Source organism: Drancourtella sp. An12 (assembly GCF_002160935.1).
In the GTDB taxonomy this organism is placed as follows: Bacteria; Bacillota; Clostridia; order Lachnospirales; family Lachnospiraceae; genus Sellimonas; species Sellimonas catena.
In genome coordinates this window covers 1-14,905 of sequence record NZ_NFLO01000034.1, presented here as the reverse complement: position 1 = coordinate 14,905, position 14,905 = coordinate 1, and the positions used below count along the sequence as shown (strand labels likewise).

General features: G+C 45.6%; 17 protein-coding genes and 2 pseudogenes. 1 reads left to right on the top strand and 18 read right to left on the bottom strand.

Annotation, left to right across the window (positions count from 1 at the left end):
* Positions 1–127 precede the first annotated feature (127 nt).
* From B5E64_RS17455 to B5E64_RS18850, 8 genes and pseudogenes are all read right to left on the bottom strand, one after another.
* Positions 128–1,318: pseudogene (locus B5E64_RS17455) on the bottom strand (SNF2-related protein); the annotation flags it as partial.
* Between the two features lie 433 nt (positions 1,319–1,751).
* Positions 1,752–2,024: pseudogene (locus tag B5E64_RS17450) on the bottom strand (tyrosine-type recombinase/integrase); the annotation flags it as partial.
* Positions 2,025–2,126: 102 nt separating this feature from the next.
* Positions 2,127–2,597: an RNA polymerase subunit sigma-73 gene (locus tag B5E64_RS17445; RefSeq protein ID WP_002576321.1), complete on the bottom strand. Its 471-nt coding sequence runs from the start codon at positions 2,595–2,597 to the stop codon at positions 2,127–2,129.
* A gap of 167 nt (positions 2,598–2,764) precedes the next feature.
* Positions 2,765–3,592 (bottom strand): bacitracin resistance undecaprenyl-diphosphatase BcrD, encoded by an 828-nt coding sequence (bcrD, locus tag B5E64_RS17440; RefSeq protein ID WP_002576322.1) that lies wholly within the window; start codon positions 3,590–3,592, stop codon positions 2,765–2,767.
* The gene (locus tag B5E64_RS17435; RefSeq protein ID WP_002576323.1) at positions 3,592–4,341 is read right to left on the bottom strand and encodes an ABC transporter permease; all 750 of its coding nucleotides are present in this window, start codon (positions 4,339–4,341) and stop codon (positions 3,592–3,594) included. Before B5E64_RS17435 ends, bcrD begins: the two co-directional genes overlap by 1 nt.
* Positions 4,334–5,251, bottom strand: coding sequence for a bacitracin ABC transporter ATP-binding protein BcrA (gene bcrA, locus B5E64_RS17430; protein WP_002576324.1), 918 nt, complete (start codon positions 5,249–5,251; stop codon positions 4,334–4,336). The genes B5E64_RS17435 and bcrA overlap by 8 nt, the downstream gene beginning before the upstream one ends.
* A gap of 180 nt (positions 5,252–5,431) precedes the next feature.
* A complete protein-coding gene (bcrR, locus tag B5E64_RS17425) occupies positions 5,432–6,046 on the bottom strand; it encodes a bacitracin resistance transcriptional activator BcrR (RefSeq protein WP_002576325.1) in 615 nt (204 codons plus the stop codon).
* On the bottom strand, positions 6,036–6,233 hold the full coding sequence (locus B5E64_RS18850; protein WP_000384569.1) for a helix-turn-helix domain-containing protein: 198 nt from the start codon (positions 6,231–6,233) through the stop codon (positions 6,036–6,038). Before B5E64_RS18850 ends, bcrR begins: the two co-directional genes overlap by 11 nt.
* Positions 6,234–6,398: 165 nt before the next feature.
* Here B5E64_RS18850 and B5E64_RS17415 point away from each other — a divergent pair, with 165 nt between their 5' ends.
* Entirely contained in the window at positions 6,399–6,752 is a 354-nt protein-coding gene (locus B5E64_RS17415; protein WP_087169700.1) for a helix-turn-helix domain-containing protein, read from the top strand.
* An 80-nt stretch (positions 6,753–6,832) separates the two neighbouring features.
* On the opposite strand, the gene B5E64_RS17410 is transcribed toward B5E64_RS17415, so the two are convergent.
* The 10 genes from B5E64_RS17410 to B5E64_RS17355 all read right to left on the bottom strand — a co-directional run bounded on the left by B5E64_RS17410 (position 6,833) and on the right by B5E64_RS17355 (position 14,888).
* On the bottom strand, positions 6,833–7,129 hold the full coding sequence (locus B5E64_RS17410; RefSeq protein ID WP_002576327.1) for a hypothetical protein: 297 nt from the start codon (positions 7,127–7,129) through the stop codon (positions 6,833–6,835).
* 284 nt (positions 7,130–7,413) lie between these two features.
* Positions 7,414–8,826, bottom strand: coding sequence for a relaxase/mobilization nuclease domain-containing protein (locus B5E64_RS17400; protein ID WP_087169698.1), 1,413 nt, complete (start codon positions 8,824–8,826; stop codon positions 7,414–7,416).
* A 56-nt stretch (positions 8,827–8,882) separates the two neighbouring features.
* Positions 8,883–9,092, bottom strand: coding sequence for a hypothetical protein (locus tag B5E64_RS17395; RefSeq protein WP_087169697.1), 210 nt, complete (start codon positions 9,090–9,092; stop codon positions 8,883–8,885).
* Between the two features lies 1 nt (position 9,093).
* On the bottom strand, positions 9,094–10,113 hold the full coding sequence (locus B5E64_RS17390; RefSeq protein ID WP_087169696.1) for a PDDEXK nuclease domain-containing protein: 1,020 nt from the start codon (positions 10,111–10,113) through the stop codon (positions 9,094–9,096).
* 175 nt (positions 10,114–10,288) lie between these two features.
* Positions 10,289–10,885, bottom strand: coding sequence for a type IV toxin-antitoxin system AbiEi family antitoxin domain-containing protein (locus B5E64_RS17385; RefSeq protein WP_087169695.1), 597 nt, complete (start codon positions 10,883–10,885; stop codon positions 10,289–10,291).
* Between the two features lie 121 nt (positions 10,886–11,006).
* A complete protein-coding gene (locus tag B5E64_RS17380) occupies positions 11,007–11,306 on the bottom strand; it encodes a CD1845 family protein (RefSeq protein ID WP_087169694.1) in 300 nt (99 codons plus the stop codon).
* A complete protein-coding gene (locus tag B5E64_RS17375) occupies positions 11,303–11,605 on the bottom strand; it encodes a hypothetical protein (RefSeq protein WP_087169693.1) in 303 nt (100 codons plus the stop codon). The genes B5E64_RS17380 and B5E64_RS17375 overlap by 4 nt, the downstream gene beginning before the upstream one ends.
* 151 nt (positions 11,606–11,756) lie before the next feature.
* Entirely contained in the window at positions 11,757–12,095 is a 339-nt protein-coding gene (mobC, locus tag B5E64_RS17365) for a plasmid mobilization relaxosome protein MobC (RefSeq protein WP_008982512.1), read from the bottom strand.
* A gap of 2 nt (positions 12,096–12,097) precedes the next feature.
* Positions 12,098–12,916, bottom strand: a complete 819-nt coding sequence (locus B5E64_RS17360; RefSeq protein ID WP_087169691.1) for a DUF3849 domain-containing protein — start codon at positions 12,914–12,916, stop codon at positions 12,098–12,100.
* A gap of 1 nt (position 12,917) precedes the next feature.
* Positions 12,918–14,888: a helicase gene (locus tag B5E64_RS17355; RefSeq protein WP_087169690.1), complete on the bottom strand. Its 1,971-nt coding sequence runs from the start codon at positions 14,886–14,888 to the stop codon at positions 12,918–12,920.
* Between the last annotated feature and the right edge of the window lie 17 nt (positions 14,889–14,905).

Sequence of the window (14,905 nt, the reverse complement as noted above, 5' to 3'; positions counted from 1 at the left end):
CTACACTCCCCATCGGGTTTCCCCTTTTGGATAAGTCGGGTGACGATAGGGTGCGGATTATTCCGCTTTGATACCTTGCCCTATTACTTGCTCAAGGTAAGATTATTACAGCCCCTTACGGGCGCACAGTCATGGAGTTGCTGACCGGGGTGCCGGTGGCAAAGATAACCCCTCGGCTGCCGGTGATCTCGTCCATGTAGCGACACTTGGCGAACATATCGCTGGACTTTTGGGCATCGCTGGTGGAGAGGCCCGCCACATTCCTCATTTTTGTGTAAAGGAACAAATTTTTGTAGTTATGAGCTTCATCGACAAATAACCTGTCCACGCCAAGCTGCTCAAAAGTCACCACATCGTCCTTGCGGCTCTCGGCCTGGAGCTTTTCCAGTCTGGTCTCCAGGGATTTGCGGGTCCGTTCCAGCTGTTTGACCGTGAAACGCTCACCGCCGCTGGCCTGCACCTCAGCAATACCTTCGGTGATCTCGTCGATCTGCTCGTAGAGGAGCCGTTCCTGACGCTCCCGGCTGATGGGAATACGCTCAAACTGCGAGTGGCCAATGATAACGGCATCGTAGTCGCCGGTGGCGATCCGGGCGCAGAACTTCTTCCGATTGTGGGTCTCAAAGTCTTTTTTTGTCGTGACCAGAATTTTTGCAGAGGGATAGAGCCGCAGAAACTCCGACGCCCATTGTTCGGTCAGGTGGTTCGGCACCACAAAGAGGGACTTCTGGCACAATCCCAGCCGCTTTGCCTCCATCGCGGCGGCGACCATTTCAAAGGTCTTGCCCGCACCTACCTCGTGTGCCAGCAGCGTATTGCCGCCATAGAGGATATGGGCGATAGCCCCCAGCTGGTGATCCCGCAGGGTAATGGACGGGTTCATGCCGCCAAAGGTGATGTGGGACCCGTCGTATTCACGGGGCCGGGTGGAGTTCATTTCCTCGTTGTACTGGCGCACCAGGGCTTGGCGGCGCTCCGGGTCCCGCCAAATCCAATCACGGAAAGCGTCCCGGATGGCCTGCTGCTTTTGGGCTGCCAGGGTGGTCTCCTTGGCGTTCAGCACCCGGCGCTCTTTACCGTCCGCGTCCTCCACGGTGTCGTAAATGCGGACATCCCGAAGGTTCAAACTGTCCTCCAAAATCTTGTAGGCATTGGCGCGGCTCGTTCCGTAGGTGGTGTATGCCGCCACATCTTTTTCGGATACAGAGCTTTTGCCCGTGACCTGCCACTCGGCGGTATAGGAGGCGTAATTGACCTGGATGGCGCGTTGGAGGTAGTACGGAGTATTAAAGGTCTCATACATGAATTGCTGGATGTAGTTCTTCATATTGGAGGCGTAGCCCTTCAGTGTAGCCGGCGACACTTTTGCGGATTGCATCAACAGCCACTTCTCACAATACTCGGCCACAGTAGGATGCTCCCGGTGGAAGATGATCTCCGCTACCTGGCGTCTCGCCTCCTGCTCTTTATCGTACAGTTCCTCGCAGGTAGTCCCATACAAGCTCACCTGCTTGCCGTCTGCGTCCAGAATCCGGGTTCTGTAATACAGGACACCCTTTCGTGTGACGGTTCCATATTGAGGTATGTTTTTTTTCTTCTTTGCCATAATTAATTTCCTTTCTCGCGTGGTGATGTATCTACACCTCCTTTTTATCAGAGATTTCAAATTGAATCAAAGATACGGCCAAGGAAAAACTAAGAGCGAGACATCCTTGTCTCGCTCTTACTTCATTTTCTGAATTGTTCGGAACTTACACAGCGTCCCATAAGTCAAAGGCACAGCCCATTGCTTTGACAAGATCATCCGGCCTGTTGTATTTGACCTTTGCGTAAATGTCCATCGTGATTTTGCTGCTTTCATGGCCCGCCAAATATTGTACCGTTTTGGGGTCCACCGAAGAATGAATCAGATTGGTGATGTAGGTGTGCCGCAGCTGATGCGGTGTCACTTCAAAATCCAGGCTATATACCACATGGCCGTTATTCCTGGCTTTTTCTCCAAGTTTCGGGTGCCTGATTCGCTCGTACATAGGTTATGTACCGGAAATGCCGTCTATGAAATTGTCAAGCTCCACATTGGGAGAATGTTCTTCCCTCAATGGGTAGGCACTGATACGCTTCATTTGTTAAGTGTTATTCAAAAATTTTTTTATTTTTTTAAATCTTTGTGCAACAGCACTTCTGGAACAATGCCAAAGACGTGCTACATCAATTTGACGATAACCATCCACAAAAAGTAATGTCAATAGCTCCAAATCTTTCTTCGACAGCTTCTTCAATCTCAACAGTAGTTGTTCGTTTTCCACCGAAGCCAACCATCCATATCGCGTTTGATCAATCTTATCAACATCCCATTGATAAGATAACGATGCAAACTTTCGGAACAGCTGTGATTGACCACATACTTCATCATATTGTTCACAAGGTATTGGTTGCGTATGGTTTTGAAAAACCCTTTGACTGCAAAACCATGCCCAGTCATATTCTTTCATGGCAGCAATCTGTTCTTCGCTCATCCCTGCATCACAATACTCAACTTCTAAACGCTTCCATCTACTATCAAACTTCTTTTTCTCATATCCATAATTAAATCCCATTATTAACCTCCTGTAGATTCAATTTGCAAAATTCACCATGCAAACTAAAATCAGGAGGAGATCGACAACGAGAATCTCTGGGTTGTTTTCCATCCCCAGAAACAAAAATGCCAGCTGATCTTAAGGACCAACTGGCATTTTTATTCGCGCACAAAGAAAACGCATTATTAAGATTTTATAAGTACAACAAGTATACCAAGCACAATTCGATACCAACCAAACACCTTAAAATCATGTTTTTTGATAAAGTTCATTAGGAATTTAATTACTAAGACAGATACCGCAAATGCCACAGCCATACCGAGAACAAGAGCGAGCAGTTCTGCACTTGTAAATTCAAACCCGAATTTTAACAGCTTAAAAGCACTTGCTCCAAGCATAGTAGGTACTGCGAGGAAAAAAGTAAACTCTGCTGCTGCCACTCGTGAAACTCCTATGAGTAAAGCACCTATAATCGTTGCTCCCGACCGTGATGTGCCGGGTATAAGTGATAACACTTGAAATGCCCCTATCAAGATTGCTGTTTTATAGCTGATGTCAGAAAGTGCCATAGTAGTAGGAGTACGCTTTTTATTCCAATTTTCTATGAGAATGAATAACAAACCATAAAAGATTAACATGATTGAAATCACAATGGGGGTTTGGAGGTAAGCATCCAAATAATCATCAAATAGAATCCCCATAATAGCTGACGGTACACAAGCTACCGCAACCTTGAACCACAACGAGAAAGTATCCTTTTTAACAATTGACTGTGCTTTGTTCTTAAATTGAAAGGGAAACATCTTGTTCCAAAACATTACAACCACTGCGAGTATAGCTCCAAGTTGAATAACAACAAAAAACATTTCTTTAAATGCTTCGCTCATATTAAGTGTGATAAATTCGTCCACAAGAATCATATGTCCTGTGCTGCTGATAGGTAGCCACTCAGTAATACCCTCAACAATTCCAAGAAAAATAACTTTTAAAATTTCTATAAAATCAAGTACCATTATTTCAAATCCTCCTTTTTAAAATGATGAAAGGTCATAAGAAAACCAACTGCTGATACAAGAATAATAATAGATACAGACAGCAGTGTAGGATAGCCGGTACTCTGAAGTTTACCCTGCACCAAGAAATAGGTGGCTGTCCACGGATACAACGCTCCCCATTCTTGATTTGAAAGTGCGGCACTTCCCATGACAATCACGGCAGAGCCAATCATCGGGGCGACAAATCCTTTTGTTTTCATAGCAACAAACACAAAAGGAGAAACTGTTAAAAACATCAGGATACTGCCAAACAAAAACTTGGGGAGCCATACTATTGCCACTAGTAAGCTATATCCCTCCAATGTAAAGACAGCGTCATATAGCCCACAAACGATAAATATACCTGCCCATGTTACAAGGGTTAGCATAACAATCCAAAGAAGCAGGGTGCAAAATTTTCCAATTAATAGTTTTGTCCTTGAAATGGGTATGGGCAATATGGTTTTGAGGGTGCTTTCTGTGTACTCTCTGCTAAACAAGTAAGCTGCAATTGCCACATATATCATAATGTTTACCAGCAGCATGATATACAGTACACTGTCGCTGTATATGTCAGACAAGGTAAAGATAATCTCCGGCTTATCAAAATGTGTTTGCAAGGCTTCTATTAACATCAAAAGTGGGGTAGATAATACCCCTGCCACACTAATTAGCACCATTTTTGAACGCTTTAGTTTTAATAATTCACAAGAAATAAGATTAAGCAATACCGCCACCTCCAATCAGTTTAGAAAAGTAGTCCTCTAAGTTTTCCTCACTATCATTTATCCTTGTCACGAGCAGTCCATTTCGTGCAAATTCTCGATTGATTTCTCCAACACTTTGGCTAAAGTCATAAATTCTCACCGTACCGTCCTGCACTGTAAAATCCGTCATGTGGTAGTGGTTTTCTAAAATCTTTCCGGCTATCTCACTGTCAGATAAATCAAATTGAATGTATTTTCGATTCCTTTTGTGAAGCTCGGATATATTCACTTCCTCTACTAAATGCCCCTCGTGCATAACGCCGATAATATCTGCTATCTGTTCAATCTCGCTTAAAACATGGCTTGAGATAAAAATGGTAATGCCATGATTGTGACTAAGTTCAGATAAAAATGAGCGTATTTCAACTATTCCAATGGGGTCAAGTCCGTTAATCGGTTCGTCAAGTATTAAAAGCTCCGGCTCGTGCATAATGGCGGCGGCAATACCAAGCCGTTGCTTCATTCCGAGGGAATAATCGGAAAAGACTTTTCTTTTCTCCTTATGCAGCCCCACAACTTCAAGAGCTTTTTCTACTCCACTTTTAGATACTCCCCCTCGCAGTTTAGCGAGAATTTGCAAATTCTCATACCCTGTTAAATTACTGTAAAATCCCGGTGTTTCGATAATAGAGCCTACTTTGCTATAAAGGGTATGGATATTTTCCTTATAGTTTGTGCCAAACAAGCGTACCGTTCCCTCCGTTGGGAAAGCAAGCTGCAACATCATTTTCATTGCTGTGGTTTTGCCTGCTCCGTTTCTGCCGAGCAAACCATAAATTTTGCCCTTTGGCACATGAAGATTTACCTTATCGACAACGGTGGCTGTTCCGTATCGCTTCGTAAGATTTTCTGTTTCAATGATATAATCCATATTTGATTCTCCTTTCCGTGGGTTGCTGTTCTTGTTTTCGCTGACCACAATCTTATTATCCACGAGTATTGCATAGAAGCCAAGAAATCTACCGTCACAATGCCGACACAATAGATGTCAGCACGAAAAAAGCTCCGACACTTATCGTGTCAGAGCCTATTTTAAAGGGTTTATGGCATTTTACTTTGTTTGGGTTTGCTTTATCCAGACAAATATTTTAGCAACAAATAGCAGAAACATAAGGGCGGTTACATAGGGTTGTCTTGCCGCAGCGAAGAAGCAGATAAAAAGCGTACTCAGCACGAGAGAGCATTTTGTGATTATGTTGCTCCATGATTCCTTTTCAAAACAAACACACATCAGTTTCGCTATCCCAAGTGCAATCAAAACAATAAAAACAATCCAATAGATTGCAAGATATATTGGGGTAGTGTCTGTAAATGAAAGTAGATTGACAGAATAAATATATCCGTCAACAAGGTTACCATACAACGGCAAAAGTATAAAAGTAACCGCCATCATATCTAATATTCCATAAATGAAACTGTAAATTTTTTTCAAGTTGGAACGATTTTCAGTTTCGGCAAGTGTAATCAGTTCTTCGCCCGATAGCAGTTCATCTATGGTCACAGAAAAGAATTTAGAAATACACTTGAGCGACTCAATGTTAGGGTAACCCTTGCCGCTTTCCCATTTTGAAATGGCTGTTCTTGATACATATAATTGCTCCGCAAGTTGTTCCTGCGTTAAGTTCTTTCCAGTCCTAAGCTGTTGTAGCTTTTCATTAAATTCCATGATTCTCCTCCTGTTTGTTCCTTGTTTTCATACGTCCATCAACGGGTTTTTCTGCATCTTTTGGTATCATCCATGCACGACCAAATTTTTCAGTTCCGTCAATGCGATTTTCCTCACATAATTTTTGTATCCGTCTTTCCGATATGCCCCATTTTTCAGAAGCGGCTTTCACAGAAATGTAATCCATAATATCAACTTCCTTTCGCAAAGAGTATATAATTATTATATACGGAATGACGAATAATAGCAAGTTTCTCTCCACTAATACGAAATTATACACTACTAAACATAAAATCATACTTCGTTCAAATATCATCACCCGAAATGTACAATGATATAGGGTGATATTAAAATGTACCAAGATGAAAGAAAACTTGATTTTAAGCCGTTAGGTATAGCGATAAAAAAAGCTCGGGAAGCAAAAGAGTGGACACAGGAATATCTTGCCCAACTGGTAGACCTTACGCCACGCTCTATTATGTATATAGAGAACAGGGGGCAGCACCCAAGGCTTAACAAATTTTATCTCATTACTACCTTGCTTGACATCTCTGTAGACAAGTTCTTTTTTCCATGCAATGAAGATGGCGACAACAATCGCCGCAAACAAGTTGATGTACTGTTGAATGATATGGAAGAAAAGGAGCTTATCGTGATGGAAGCTACGGCTCAAGGCTTGAAAAAGGCAAGAGAAACTGCGGAATAATTAACGCTGTTTTCGTAAGCCAAGCCAACTGAAAAAAGTGCGACACCTACACAGGCTATCGCACTTTTTAGGTTATTTTTTTATTCTCCACACAAATCATAAAGCTGTTCACATCGGTTTTGAATATCTAAGATTTCTGTTTCGGTTAAACTCCTGCGGTTATGAGTAAGTTGTTGCTCTAAAAAATCACGATAGCCATCAAGTAAGGCATCCCGTAAAAGCTCGGGGGCTTTGCAATGTTCCACACCAAACCATTGCTCATCTTTTTCATCCCAAATCATAACGGTGTATCCTCGCTTAGTGTTCACCACCTCCAAAACACTATCTTTATTTAGGTAATCGTTGAATACTTCTAAAACCTTTTCAAAGGTCATCATTTTATCAGCCCTTTCATATTTTAGGTGCTTATATGTAAGTAGTTTATATACTTATTACGACTATGATAATAAAAGTAAATCATCGTGTAAAGGATACGGATATTGTTTGCGAACAAAAGTGGCAAGCAATGCCGGTGTTAATACACACCGACCCGCAGAGTGCAAAATCCCTCCGTGATTTTCCTCTCCGCTTGCTTGTTGAGGGCAGCGCCCCCAAACCCCTTTGAACACAGAATTTCATTCTGTGGCTGCGCGTTCTGCGAACGCTTTTGACCAGGACCAGCTTACCGCTGGCCGTGGTCTTTTTCTTTTTCAACATCCTGTTCTACCTCCATTTTCAGGACCCGATCCACATTGGCCTTTGCCGTTAAAAGCTCCCGCATTTCCTCACGGGAACGCCGGTACTCGGCATAGGTCTTTTTCTTTTCTTCCAGCAATTTCGCGTACTCCGTCTGCAACTCTTTGACCTTGGGCAGCTTCTTGACTCCCATCTCATCAAAGGCATTCTTAGCAGCCTGGTGGAGCAGAATTTCTTCCTCATGTTCCTCCCGGAATTTCTTAGAGTAGCCTGCCTTGCGGTATGCCACATAGACCTCACGGGTCTTGGCATAATTTACGATGTGAGTACGCAGAACAGCAATCTCTGCCATGCGCTTTTCAGCCGCTTTGATCTGCGCCGAAAGTTCATTGTGATGTGCCGTGGCAGCCGCAGCCTTTTCTTCCAAAACCGCATACTCCAGCAGGTTATGCTCTGACAAGTAATTCATGGTCTGTGCCATTTGTTTCAGATTGAAAACCTTGGCCCATCGAGCATAACCAGCACCTTTTCCTGCCTGCAATTTTGCCTGAATGTCCACCAGCAGATTGACCTTCGGCGGCTCTGCCTGTGTGACTGTTTTCTTTCGTGGGATATGCGCTTTCTTGCCGGAGAGAACTGCCTGCAAATCTTCCAATCCATATCCTTCGCCCAGGCTGTCCATGCGGGCGGCTTTCCCCCAACCGGGGAGCTTCAAGCGATATGATTTCCCGCGTTTTGATACCTCACAGCCGGACTCTTGCAGCAGCTTCAGCAGCTCCTCAAAATTAGCAGGGCTTTGTGATAATGCGTTGTCAATCGCCACACGAAGCAGCTCTCGGTGAGATGGCTTTGCCTGATCGCCCAGCCATTTGTTATAGCTCTTTCCATGAGGGTTCGGATTCTCTACAATGGACAGTCCATTCTCAATGCAGATGGTGTCACTTAGCCGACGAACCGCCTTGGTGCTGCCCCAAAAGTTTCGGAATTTCCGGTCATATTCTAAGCTGACCGATGACCAGATAATGTGATTATGAATGTGCGATTTGTCTATGTGAGTACAGACCACAAAGGCATGATTGCCCTTGGTAAAACGCTTGGCAAATTCTACGCCCAACCGGTTGGCTTCCTCCGGTGTGATCTCACCGGGGCGGAACGACTGGCGCACATGATAGGCAATCACATCATCCGCACCGCGCACTCGTCCGGTAGCGGCAATGTACTGCCGCTTTGCCAGAAGGAACTCTGCATCCGCAGTCCGGCTGTCACACGCATAGCCGGTAATGAGTCTGCCGTTATCTGTTTTCTTTGGATTGGCCACATAGTCGATGATGTCACTGATCGCCCGACTTTCTGTGCGGCCCTTGCCGACATGAAGCGGCATGATTCTTGTGGTTGCCATAGGTCAGACCTCCTTCCCGAAAAAGAAAACGGCCTGCCGTAGCAGACCGTCTTGTGTTAATTATCTGTTTTGTATCTTATGACAGGAATCTGTTTTACTTTTTTACCGATCGTTTGCCTTTCCAGTGCAAAGACCATGTCTGGTGTTCTTTCCAAAAAGCCTTCATCCTTTTTCCAACTCATACCGCATTTACAATGCTGCAAACCAATAAACTGCTGTTTCATTTTCCTACCACAATTCGGACAGATTTTGTTGTTAGCACCCATATCATTCTTCCAGCTTATAAAAATCGTCCAAATTTAATTCATGCTTCAATTCTTCTTCTGTCGGCAGATAAGTAAAATATTTTGATGCAAATATCTGGTGATTATCTTCCGGCAGCGTGTACTTTACAATGGAGTCGCCTTTGTCTGCACAAAGGACAATACCGATAGGCTGTGAATCTCCCTCATTCATCATTTCACGAGTATAATAGTTCACATACATCTGCATTTGTCCCAGATCCTGATGGGTCAGTTTTCCCATCTTCAAATCAATCAGAACAAAGCATTTCAAAATGTAATTGTAAAATACTAAGTCGATGAAAAAATCCTGTCCATCCAGCGTAAACCGCTTTTGCCGTGCTACAAAAGAAAATCCTCGTCCCAGTTCCAGAAGAAAATGCTGAAGGTGATCAATCAATGCCTGTTCCAGTTCACCCTCATACACATGGGTATCTGGCTGAATCTGCAAAAATTCCATCACATAAGGATCTTTGATTATTTTTTCATATTCAGGTTTCGGTTCTGTTGTTTGAATTTCTTTTGAAACAGCTGCTTTGTCTTGGCTTGCTAAAATTCTCTGATAGTACATCGTGTTGATCTGCCGTTCTAACTGCCGAACGCTCCACGCAGACTTTACACATTCCTCCATATAAAAGGTTCGTGCCTGCTCATCTGGTACACGCATCAAAAGGCGATAATGTGACCAACTCAATTCAAGACACAGTGTGTCTCGAATTGGGAATGTACAGTAGAACTGCCTCATCTTACGAAGATTTGATTTGTCAAAACCCTTTCCAAACTCAGCAGTTAATTGCGCCGAAAGATAGTCCAACAAATTTTTCCCATATGCTGCTCTGTCATTTTCTCCACATGCTTTATAAATCTGTTCTCCGATTTCCCAATAAGTTATTACCATTGCGTAGTTCACCGCAGCACTTAGTTTATGCTGTGCTGATACAATAGACTGGCGAATGGAATGATAGGTCTGTTCTGCATTTTGATTTATTTGCAAATTGTTATCCATTTTGTACCCTCCTCACTGTGGGTGCTATTAAAATTATTATACCACAGAATCAATAAAAACACTCAAATCAATATTTATGGATTGATTTTGCAATTTTTCTGCAAAATCTTCAATTAAAATCTCTTTCGACTCTTTTTCTGAGTAACAATGACTTCAATCTGTCTTTCTATTTTTATCATAAAAGCACCTCCAAATACTGCCGTAAAATCGTTTCCACCTTAAACATCCCAGCATATTGCATTAAAGCTCGCAGGTTCTTATCTTTTCTACGGGCATAAGATTTTAGCGCTCCCTGAAAAGTCTGAATTTCAATTCTGCTGCGGCTTCTGATCAAATCACAGATCGTTCGCTCCATATCATAAACCGGCACAGTATGCCCGAACGGAGTTTTCGCTGTTGTAAGTCCTACATCATGTAAGTCTGCTTTAATCGTAAAAACTTGAATGCCTTCTGCTTTCATTTTGCTTGGATTGCATCCAGTTTTGACCGTAACTGTATATTCTATTGGCTCACGGTCTGTCAGATCGTGAAAAAATAAAGCTGTTTCATGTGAAAATACTGCTTGTTCAAATCGCAAATGAAGCAGATACATGGCATCCACCCAGGAATCTTTGGACAGATAAATCCCATGTGCGACTCTATCCAAATCTCGTGAACGCACATAATCATAAAATACCGGCTTTGAAATTCCAGAAGATACGACCTGTGATGTTCGTAGCATTCCTTCTTGTGCTGTTAGCATCTGATCCAGCTGTTCAAATTGTCCCATCATATCACTTCCTTTCGCACTAATATTATACGCGATATTAGTTTAAAAGTAAAGTCGTGGATATATAGTTCCTCTTTCCAAATTTAACAGACGGTGTTTGGCATTTTGTGGCTTTGCGTATTTTTTATCCATACACCCAATCCTGAATGGCAAATTTCAAACTCTGCACATTTCCCAGCAGCCAGATTGCAGCCAGCGGCACCCCCATCGGGCTAATCAAAAATGCCATAACCAGCAAAATCACACCATTTTGCAGGGAATAGGTAATAAGCACAGCCACGCCAAGCAGGGCAATCACAATGCTGAGCAGGCCAAGCACCAGACCGGATATGTAGATCAGCCCTGTGCAGAACCATACAAAAAGCGTCAGCACCAAAATAACCGGTGCAGTTACGATCATCAGCAGGCATTTCAAAATCTTCATTCCAGTTCCTCCTTCCAGCGGTTCAGATACCGTTTGCACAGGGCATCCGCTTCTCTCTCATCATCTTCCGTAAGCTCCCGTCTGCCTTTGGTCAGTTCAATCTCCAGATAAGTCCGGTAATCATCGGCTAAGAGGTCGAACAATTCCTTGGGAGTATGGCACACCTCACCGGTGCAATAGTGAAAGTCTTGGTCAAATTCAACCCTTACACATCCGTGACGGCTGATATAAACTTCGATGGTCTCGTCTGTGGTTAGGTAGTCCGCAAAAATCTCCAGCACTTTTTCAAAGGTCAGCATCTGTTTTCACTCCTTTGTTTTACTTCTTATTCTACTCATATTATCCGGTACAAACAGGCAAAAGACAAGGATACCGGCAAAAAGAAAAAGCGGAGGGAGGTGCAGCGAAGAAACGCCGTTCCTCCCTCCGCAAATGGAGTACCTATCCCTGTTATGAAAGTTTAGAAAGCTGGGTAAGGATTTCCTTCACACCCTCCCATAACTGTTCCTGCCGCTGGGATATATCCTCCAGATCGGCATCATAAACCCGCCCGGTCTCATGCACTTTGCGGGTCAGCTGATTCAAGTTATTGCTGCTTCGGCGCATCAGGGAGACCAGCTCCTTCAGCTCCGGCAGATCCAGCTTGACCACATATCCATCCAGTGCCATTTTCCGCAGATAAGCACTCAAATTTTCTGTCCCGTATTGCTGCATCTTTTGATGGATCAGCTCCAGTTCCTCTGCGGACACCCAAAACAAAACCGGAACATCCCGCTTACGCTTTGCCATGGTTATCGTTCCGGCTCCCGTTTCTTCGGGGCGGCAGGCTTGTGGGCAGGCAGCTCCTGTTTGAGCTTATCCCGTACTGAGGGGCGAGACGGTTGCAGTTTTTCTCCCTGAGTACGACTGTGCTGCTGTTCTTCTCGCACCAGATCAATAAAACCATCCAGCACAGCAGGGTGGCTGTTTAAGGCATAACCACAACGGACAGTTTCGGGATTATCGTTGGGAATGGTCTTAGCCCATTCTTTGTTGCGTCGGGAGTAGCGCCCATCCCAGTCCTGAAGCTGGACGGTGTTGGCAAGAACCATAGCCACACGCTCCATGCCATAGGTCTCGATCACACCCTTTGCCGCATCGTGGCTGAGATACATTCCGTCGAAGTGTTCCCGCACCGCCGCTTCAATTGATTCCTTGCATTGGAGATTTGCATTGTTGGAAGCCCGGTACTGCTCCAGTTCCCTATGTTCTCTCGCATAGGCGGCAGAGTGGGGATAGACCGGTGTTGTTCGCAGTTCCTCTTTAGCTCTGCACACATCGTCGGCACGGTTCTCAATGCTGTCCCGGATCACATCCATATAGCCGGTCTCCAGCTTTTCAAAATAGCGGTACACATCCGCCAGCGGCGAGGGAGATTCCAAAAGCGCCTTGGCCTGGGCGTCGGTCAGCTCCAGTTCCTCCATCGCCATCACGATGTCCTCACGGATGGTGTACTCATAGGTGTGGTGCAGGATTTCTTCCGGGGGCTGGCTTTTCAGCCAGTCCCTGTATTTGTCCTGCTCAGCAGCCATCTTTTCATAAAGCGTCGTATTCAGATCGTTGGTATTCATGTTATCGCACCTCCTCATGCTGTTTTGGTTTCTTGTCTGTACTGCGGGGCGGCATCGGGCGTTTCAGATGATCCAATACCGAAGGCCGTGTGCTTTTGGCAACAACAGCCTCAGCGTGTGCCGGTTCCTTTCCGTCTATGTTGAGCAGGGTATCCAGCTCCACCAGACGGGCGTTTTTGCTTCTCAGTTCTTCTTCATAAAGGAATGGCTTTCCAACTTCCTCCTTTGCGGCAGCCTGCTGCTGATAGAGGTTATCCAGCTGGGCCTTTGCCGCCTCCAGACGCTGGGGCATCTGGGCGAGGGCATTGTCGATACGGGTAAGATTTCCGCGAGGGTCTGTACCAAGGGTTGCCCGGTGGGTCATCTGTCCTTTCAGCAGGAGCGTATATTCCTGTTTCCAAGCGGAAAATTCCACAGACATGGCATAGCCCCGGTAGCTGCCGATCTGCACCGGATCGGAGGTTTTGACCTCCTTGCAGGCATCCAAAAGGGCAGCACCGGCGTTCTCCTTATCGGTCAGCAGATCTCCACGAATCTCCATACCGGCAAAGCCGTCCTCCGGGTGCGGGTGAGCTGCCAAAACCTCCAGGTCAGATTCAAAGCCTTTGATAAAGCCCTTGTGCTTTTCAATCTCCTCCGGGAAATATTTGAGCAACTGATCCTCCAAGCGGTACTGCTTACTCTGGTGGTCGGCTTTCATCAGCTTCAGGCGGGATACCTCCACATCCAAATCCATACGCTCTTTGATACGGGGATCTCCGGCACACAGAGCCTTGATCTCGGCAAAACTGAGGGCGGTTTCATCCACATCATCGCAGGAGCGCACCGGCGATTTAGAAGTCATGATCTGGCTGATGAATTTCTGCTTGTTCTCCACCGTCTGCCAGAGATATGCGTCAAAGGTTCCTTCGGTCACATAGCGGTACACATGGACAAGGGGATTCTGGTTGCCCTGGCGCTCGATACGGCCCTTTCTCTGGGCAAGGTCTCCCGGTCTCCACGGACAGTCCAGGTCATGAAGTGCCACCAGACGGTCCTGCACATTGGTGCCTGCGCCCATCTTGGCAGTGCTGCCCATAAGCACACGCACCTGACCGGTACGGACTTTGGAGAACAGCTCCTTTTTCCGCACCTCGGTATTGGCCTCATGGATAAAAGCGATCTGGTCAGCAGACATCCCCTGGGCAATGAGCTTTTGACGAATATCGTCATATACCGTAAAGGCCGGTTCCTGCTCCGGCAGCGGCACGGTGCTTTCCAGTGCGTGAAGCAGTGGATTATCCAGCGTTTTCGCCGCCTTGCTTGCAGGAGCTTTTGCCTGTGGTGTAGAAATGTCGCAGAAGACCAGCTGGGTCAGCTTGTCAGCTTCGCCATCCCGCCAGATCTGCATGATGTTCTCTACGCACTGATTGACCTTTGTTCCGGGTTCGTCCGGCAGCATCTGGTTGACGATCCTCTGGTCCAGCCCCAGCTTGCGGCCATCCGAGGTAATCTTGAGCATATTGTCCTGGGACGGGTCAACGGTTCCGCTGTGTACCAGCGATGCGCGCTCCGAAAGGGCCTTGACCATTTCCTGCTGATGTTCGGTAGGCTGCGCCACGATGTTGTGGTATTCCACTTCCGGGGTAGGCAGATTCAGCTGGTCGGCAGTCTTAATGTCGGCCACTTCTTTGAACAGGTTCATCAGCTCCGGCAGGTTAAAGAACTTGCTGAATCTCGTCCTTGCCCGGTAGCCGGTGCCTTCTGGTGCCAGCTCCAATGCTGTGACGGTCTCCCCAAATCGGGAAGCCCAGCAGTCGAAGTGGGTCATGTTCAGTTCTTGCAGGCGTTCATACTGAAGATAACGCTGCATGGTGTAAAGCTCATAAGGTAGGAAACGCCACGCCATACTTCCTTTCGTCCGTGGTCTTGGCGTAACCCCCTCCAGAACCGTGCTTACACCTCTCGATGTACACGGCTCGCCATCTTTCATAGTTTAAGTGATTTTGT